1 protein-coding gene is annotated in these 1,124 nt (G+C 32.4%); it reads right to left on the bottom strand.

Annotated features, from left to right (window positions below):
• Positions 1 to 27 precede the first annotated feature (27 nt).
• Complete coding sequence (locus STRDD04_RS00205; protein WP_062198323.1) at positions 28 to 669, bottom strand: recombinase family protein; 642 nt, start codon at positions 667 to 669, stop codon at positions 28 to 30.
• Positions 670 to 1,124 lie beyond the last annotated feature (455 nt).

Below are 1,124 nucleotides of genomic sequence, written 5' to 3'. Positions count from 1 at the left end.
CTATTTTTTTAGGGATTTGTCAATAATTTATAGGGTGTTTTTTCGGTTGATTTGGATATTATTTCTCTTGAGAACACTGTAAATGGTGGCAGTAGAAATATTGAGGCGACTGGCAATCTTTCGCACAGATAATTCTTTTTGCATGTATTCCTTGATTATTTGTTTTTCTTTGTTTCGAGATAGTCCTTTGTTGCCGAGTTTCACACCTTTTTCTTTAGCTTTGCGAAGTCCGTCTTTTGTGCGGTCTGAAATAGCTTGAAGTTCCCATTCCGCCACATATCCCAGCATTAAGCAAAAGAATTTTCCAGTTAAAGAATCTGTCTCAATATTTTCATGAATAGATTGAAGATGAATACCATATTTAGTTAAATCTTCAATAATAGCAGAGAGGTGAAACATCTTTCTGGTAAGCCTATCTAATTTATATACGACAAAATTTGTTTTAACGCCTTGCTGGGCGTATTTTTTCTCTATTTTCAAAGCTTTGTCAAGTTGTGGGCGGTCTTGATTTCCGCCTGAATCTTTTTCGATATAGAGCTTGTCGCAGAATTTAAGGGCTTCTGTTTGAACAGATAATCCTAATTCTTGCCGATTATCTGTTGAGCTAACGCGAGCATATCCGATAGTGATCGAAGTTTTATCTTTGTATTGTTCAATATTTTTCTTCACATTTTCCTCCTTGCTTTACTATTGTAGCAGAGTAGCTATATTTTAGAAGATTGTTGAGGTAAAAGAAAAGACCCACAGTTTTCGCTAGTCTAATGAATTCTGTATTGTTAGTATTAGTAGTGCACATTGTATCTTATATTATTTAATTCACGATGTTGCTATGAATTTTTTAAAAATAGAATCTATTTTCAGATTGAAGAAAAAATCCATTTTGGACAATTTTCTTCAATCTTTTTCTTTTACTAGAGAAAGTAAAAAAAACTCTTAAAAATAGCATTACATCAGCATTTCTAAGAGTTCTCACTATATGGTAGCCAACCTCCAAAAGGACAATTTTTTAATTGTTGATAGGGTTTGTCTCCGTTCTGAAAATAGATTCTATTTTTTCTTTTTTAGAAGATTGAATATCCTACTTCTATAAACTATCAAAAAATACATTCCGACACATACAATTG

Origin of the sequence: Streptococcus sp. DD04 (genome assembly GCF_001578725.1) — a bacterium.
In the GTDB taxonomy this organism is placed as follows: domain Bacteria; phylum Bacillota; class Bacilli; order Lactobacillales; family Streptococcaceae; genus Streptococcus; species Streptococcus sinensis.
Note: the sequence above shows the minus strand (reverse complement) of the source record. Positions and strands in the feature narration are given on the sequence as shown.